At 50.4% G+C, this 5,689-nt stretch carries 4 protein-coding genes; 1 reads left to right on the plus strand and 3 read right to left on the minus strand.

All coding sequences use genetic code 11. The annotated features are described in order from the left end of the window. Positions 1–241: 241 nt before the first annotated feature. The 3 genes from clpB to rluD all read right to left on the minus strand — a co-directional run bounded on the left by clpB (position 242) and on the right by rluD (position 4,653). Positions 242–2,815 carry an ATP-dependent chaperone ClpB gene (gene clpB / locus C7B16_RS23590; RefSeq protein WP_001516905.1) on the minus strand — a complete coding sequence of 858 codons (2,574 nt, stop codon included), beginning with the start codon at positions 2,813–2,815 and terminating at the stop codon, positions 242–244. 129 nt (positions 2,816–2,944) lie between these two features. Continuing rightward, positions 2,945–3,676: a purine nucleoside phosphorylase YfiH gene (yfiH, locus tag C7B16_RS23595; protein WP_000040161.1), complete on the minus strand. Its 732-nt coding sequence runs from the start codon at positions 3,674–3,676 to the stop codon at positions 2,945–2,947. Beyond that, on the minus strand, positions 3,673–4,653 hold the full coding sequence (rluD, locus tag C7B16_RS23600; protein ID WP_000079112.1) for a 23S rRNA pseudouridine(1911/1915/1917) synthase RluD: 981 nt from the start codon (positions 4,651–4,653) through the stop codon (positions 3,673–3,675). The genes yfiH and rluD overlap by 4 nt, the downstream gene beginning before the upstream one ends. A 134-nt stretch (positions 4,654–4,787) precedes the next feature. Between rluD and bamD the strand changes: the two genes are divergently transcribed. Further along, positions 4,788–5,525 carry an outer membrane protein assembly factor BamD gene (bamD, locus tag C7B16_RS23605; protein ID WP_000197680.1) on the plus strand — a complete coding sequence of 246 codons (738 nt, stop codon included), beginning with the start codon at positions 4,788–4,790 and terminating at the stop codon, positions 5,523–5,525. Positions 5,526–5,689: the final 164 nt, after the last annotated feature.

Here is a 5,689-nt window from a genome sequence, read left to right on the forward strand (position 1 = left end):
AGAGTCAAGCATTTTTTCGCTTTTCTCTGTCGAAGTTCTCAGGAGAACCCCGCTGACCCGGCGGCTTATTTGCCGTTGTTCCGTGTCAGTGGTGGCGCATTATAGGGAGTTATTCCGGCCTGACAAGCGAAAAATATAAAAACTTTATCGTTCGCTCAATTTTCAGGCAAAACACCCCGAGCATGGTCTTTTCCGTCTAACTTATAGACAGAAACGAGCCCCGAAGGACTCGTTTTATCATTTACTGGACGGCGACAATGCGGTCTTCATTAACTTCCAGGCGAATGACTTTGCCAGGAACCAATTCACCAGACAGTATTTGCTGCGCCAGCGGGTTTTCGATCTGTTGCTGGATAGCACGTTTCAGAGGACGTGCACCATAAACCGGATCGTAACCATTCTCGCTCAGCAGTTTCAGTGCCTCGTCAGAAATGTGGATTTCATAACCCCGTTCTTCCAGACGTTTGTACAGACGTTTCAACTGGATCTGGGCAATCGAAGCGATATGTTGTTCACCCAACGGGTGGAAGACCACAACTTCATCAATACGGTTTATGAATTCCGGACGGAAGTTATGGCTAACCACGCCGAGCACCAGCTCTTTCATGCGCGCATAATCCAGTTCACCGAAACGTTCCTGGATCAGATCGGAGCCGAGGTTAGAGGTCATAATGACCACCGTATTACGGAAATCGACCGTTCTCCCCTGCCCATCAGTCAGACGTCCGTCATCCAGAACCTGCAACAGAATGTTGAATACATCCGGATGCGCTTTTTCCACTTCATCCAGCAGAATGACGGAATAAGGACGACGACGCACCGCTTCAGTCAGGTAGCCACCTTCTTCATAACCCACATATCCCGGAGGTGCACCAACCAGACGAGACACCGAGTGTTTCTCCATAAACTCGGACATATCGATACGAACCATCGCCTCGTCACTGTCGAACATAAAATTCGCCAGCGCCTTACAGAGTTCGGTTTTACCTACACCCGTTGGACCGAGGAACAAGAACGAACCAATCGGGCGATTAGGATCCGCAAGCCCCGCACGGCTACGACGAATGGCGTTAGATACCGCATCAACGGCTTCGTTTTGGCCAATAACACGATGGTGCAGTTCTTGCTCCATACGCAGCAGTTTTTCGCGCTCACTTTCCATCATGCGAGAAACAGGAATGCCCGTCCAACGCGCCAACACTTCAGCAATTTCTGCGTCAGTCACTTTATTACGCAACAGACGCATGGTTTTGCCTTCGAGCTGTGTAGCCGCTTCCAGTTGTTTTTCGAGCTCCGGAATTTTGCCGTATTGCAGTTCGGACATCCGCGCCAGATCACCTACACGGCGCGCCTGTTCAATGGCGATTTTCGCCTGTTCCAGTTCGGCTTTAATGGTCTGGGTGCCAGAGAGTGACGCTTTCTCTGCTTTCCACTCCTCTTCTAACTCAGAGTACTGGCGTTCTTTGTCACTCAGTTCTTCATTGAGCATATCCAGACGTTTTTTACTGGCTTCATCAGACTCTTTCATTAACGCCTGTTGTTCCAGCTTAAGCTGGATAATTCGACGATCGAGTCGGTCAAGCTCTTCCGGTTTTGAGTCAATCTGCATACGGATACTGGATGCCGCTTCATCGATCAGGTCGATGGCTTTATCTGGCAACTGACGGTCAGCAATGTAGCGATGAGACAACGTCGCCGCTGCAACAATTGCCGGGTCAGTAATTTGCACATGGTGGTGCAGCTCGTAACGTTCTTTCAGGCCACGCAGAATAGCAATGGTGTCTTCCACCGTTGGCTCGGCAACAAACACTTTCTGGAAACGACGTTCCAGCGCCGCATCTTTTTCAATGTACTGGCGATATTCATCAAGGGTGGTCGCGCCCACGCAGTGCAGTTCACCACGGGCCAGTGCCGGTTTCAGCATATTCCCGGCGTCCATTGCGCCATCGGCTTTACCTGCGCCCACCATGGTGTGCAGCTCATCGATAAACAGAATGACGTTGCCTTCCTGTTTCGACAGATCGTTCAGCACGCCTTTCAGACGTTCTTCAAACTCACCACGATATTTCGCCCCAGCCACCAGCGCGCCCATATCCAGCGCCAGTACGCGGCGGCCTTTCAGCCCTTCCGGTACTTCGCCATTGATAATACGCTGCGCCAAACCTTCAACGATGGCGGTTTTACCGACACCAGGTTCACCGATCAGTACCGGGTTATTTTTAGTACGGCGTTGCAGTACCTGAATGGTACGACGAATTTCTTCATCACGACCAATTACCGGATCGAGTTTACCTTGTTCGGCACGTTCGGTAAGGTCAATGGTATATTTTTTCAAAGCCTGACGTTGGTCTTCGGCTCCTTGATCATTCACGCTTTCACCTCCACGCATTTGTTCAATCGCTTGAGTAATGTTGGCGGTGGTCGCCCCTGCTGCTTTCAGGATGTCGGCCAGCGTGCCGCGAGACTCAAGTGCCGCCAGAACAAACAGTTCTGAAGAGATAAAGTTATCACCACGTTTTTGCGCCAGCTTGTCGCAAAGATTAAGAACGCGCACCAGATCTTGTGAAGGCTGGACATCGCCCCCTGTACCTTCAACCTGCGGTAAACGATTTAATGCCTGATTGATATCTGTGCGCAATTGGCCAGCATTAATGCCAGCGGATGTTAATAAAGGACTAACCGAACCCCCTTCCTGATTCAGCAGGGCGCTCATTAAATGAAGTGGTTCGATGAATTGGTTGTCGTGCCCGAGTGCAAGTGATTGGGCATCGGCAAGAGCAAGCTGGAATTTGTTAGTAAGACGATCCAGACGCATAACTCCTCCCATAACGGATCAAAGTTGCTACTGGAGATTAAATGAGGTCATCCCTCAATTATTCAAGGTTATTGACCAGATTAATGTGAAAAGAAAATCACGCGTACCGGATCGTCTTGATTCTTTAGGTTATATCAGCCAAATGAAACTTGCCATACGACCCGTGCACTTGTCGCGACGATAAGAGAAGAAAGTCTCATTTTCAGTGTATGTACAGCGATTACCACCGAAAATTTGTTCAACACCGACGTTCGCCAGACGCTGCCGGGCAAGCAGATAAATATCCGCCAGATATTTATCACCACGCTGAATGAAAGCCTCGCTCGCTTTGGCATCTACTGCCATAAATGCCTCGCGAACCTCCGGCCCCACTTCAAAGGCGCGCGGACCAATTGCGGGTCCCAGCCAGGCAAGAATGTTTTCTGGCTTATCAGCAAAACAAGAAACTGTCTCCTCCAGCACACCAGCGCAAAGTCCACGCCAGCCAGCATGAGCAGCGGCGACTTCCGTTCCCGCACGGTTGCAAAACAGCACAGGCAGGCAGTCGGCAGTCATCACAGCGCAAACCGTGCCAGGTGTGTTGCTATAAGATGCATCCGCCCGTTTAGAGGCATAAGGTTCGCCAGTAAGCCTTAGAACATCTTTCCCATGTACCTGCTCAAGCCACACCGGTTTTGAAGGCAAATTGCCCGCAGCAAAAAGTCGCCTGCGATTCTCCTCAACGTGTTCCGGGTTATCACCACAATGGGCCCCCAGATTGAGAGAATCGTAAGGCGGTAAGCTAACGCCGCCAATACGGGTAGAGCTACAGGCCGCAACACCTTTTGGCAACGGCCACTGCGGGACAATCAACTTACTCATAACCAGTCCACTTCATCCTTATGCTCTTCGAAATCGGCGCGCATCACCTCAATCAGTTCAACCATATCTTGTGGGATAGGCGCGTGCCATTCCATTTCGATACCGGAAATCGGGTGATAGAGACGTAGCATCGTTGCGTGAAGCGCCTGACGATCAAACTTACGCAGCGTGGAGATAAACGCTTCCGACGCCCCCTTCGGCGGACGCGGGCGACCACCATAAACCGGATCACCCACCAGCGGATGAGTGATATGCGCCATATGCACGCGGATCTGATGCGTACGTCCTGTTTCGAGACGCAACCGCAGACGCGTGTGCACACGGAAGTGTTCCATGATGCGATAGTGAGTGACCGCTGGTTTGCCCATCGGATGCACCGCCATATGGGTGCGTTTGGTGGGATGGCGGCTGATTGGCTCGTCCACCGTGCCACCCGCAGTCATATGACCAATCGCTACGGCTTCGTACTCACGGGTAATTTCACGCCGTTGCAGAGACTCCACCAAACGCGTCTGAGCTGGAACCGTTTTTGCCACAACCATCAAACCCGTCGTGTCTTTATCCAGACGATGGACAATGCCCGCACGCGGAACATCTGCAATTGGCGGATAGTAATGAAGCAACGCATTCAACACCGTGCCATCAGGGTTACCCGCGCCAGGATGTACAACCAGGTCGCGCGGTTTATTAATAACAATGATGTCTTCATCTTCATAGACGATATCCAGTGGGATATCCTGCGGTTCAAAACGCGCTTCTTCTTCAATTTCGGCGTTGATGGCAACCTGCTCGCCACCCAATACTTTTTCTTTCGGCTTATCACAAACTTTGCCGTTAACCAGCACGCGCTGGTCGAGGATCCATTCTTTTATCCGCGAACGTGAATAATCCGGGAACATTTCGGCCAAAGCTTGATCTAAGCGTTGACCGAGTTGGTTTTCGGACACTGTTGCAGTGAGTTGTACTCGTTGTGCCATATATACTGCTTCTTCGTTTATCGTTGGGGTTTTACGGCTTTGCCGTTTAATATAGTGTGCTATTGTAGCTGGTCTTAACCGGGAGCAGGAACAGAGAATCTCCCGTAATACATTTTGAGGAAAGTCAAAACGTCATGACGCGCATGAAATATCTGGTGGCAGCCGCCACATTAAGCCTGTTTTTGGCGGGTTGCTCGGGTTCAAAGGAAGAAGTACCTGATAATCCGCCAAATGAAATTTACGCGACTGCACAACAAAAGCTGCAGGACGGTAACTGGAGACAGGCAATAACGCAACTGGAAGCGTTAGATAATCGCTATCCGTTTGGTCCGTATTCACAGCAGGTGCAGTTGGATCTCATCTACGCCTATTATAAAAACGCCGATCTGCCGTTAGCACAGGCTGCCATCGATCGTTTTATTCGCCTGAACCCGACCCATCCGAATATCGATTATGTCATGTATATGCGTGGCCTGACCAATATGGCACTGGATGACAGTGCGCTACAAGGATTCTTTGGCGTTGACCGTAGCGATCGCGATCCTCAACATGCTCGAGCTGCGTTTAGTGACTTTTCCAAATTAGTTCGCGGCTATCCGAACAGTCAGTACACCACCGATGCCACCAAACGTCTGGTGTTCCTGAAAGATCGCCTGGCGAAATATGAATACTCTGTTGCCGAGTACTATACAGAACGCGGCGCATGGGTTGCTGTCGTTAACCGTGTAGAAGGCATGCTGCGTGATTTCCCGGATACTCAGGCTACACGTGATGCTCTGCCACTAATGGAAAATGCTTACCGTCAGATGCAGATGAATGCACAAGCTGAAAAAGTCGCGAAAATCATCGCCGCAAACAGCAGTAATACATAACAGAATTCTGAAACACAAAACGGCAGCCCTTGAGCTCTAATGCCGATCAGTTAAGGATCAGTTGACCGATCCAGTGGCTGTGTAAGAATCCGGAAACGCTCACTCGTTTCCGGATTTTTTTATGCACATTGGACAGGCCCTTGATCTGGTATCCCGTTACGATT

Origin of the sequence: Escherichia sp. 20412-1 (assembly GCF_003027595.1) — a bacterium.
GTDB lineage: Bacteria > Pseudomonadota > Gammaproteobacteria > Enterobacterales > Enterobacteriaceae > Escherichia > Escherichia marmotae.

What these genes read in the sequence shown, in the direction of transcription:
- clpB (WP_001516905.1), bottom strand. Translation starts at nt 2,815, where the DNA reads ATGCGTCTGGATCGTCTTACTAACAAATTCCAGCTTGCTCTTGCCGAT.
- yfiH (WP_000040161.1), bottom strand. Translation starts at nt 3,676, where the DNA reads ATGAGTAAGTTGATTGTCCCGCAGTGGCCGTTGCCAAAAGGTGTTGCG.
- rluD (WP_000079112.1), bottom strand. Translation starts at nt 4,653, where the DNA reads ATGGCACAACGAGTACAACTCACTGCAACAGTGTCCGAAAACCAACTC.
- bamD (WP_000197680.1), top strand. Translation starts at nt 4,788, where the DNA reads ATGACGCGCATGAAATATCTGGTGGCAGCCGCCACATTAAGCCTGTTT.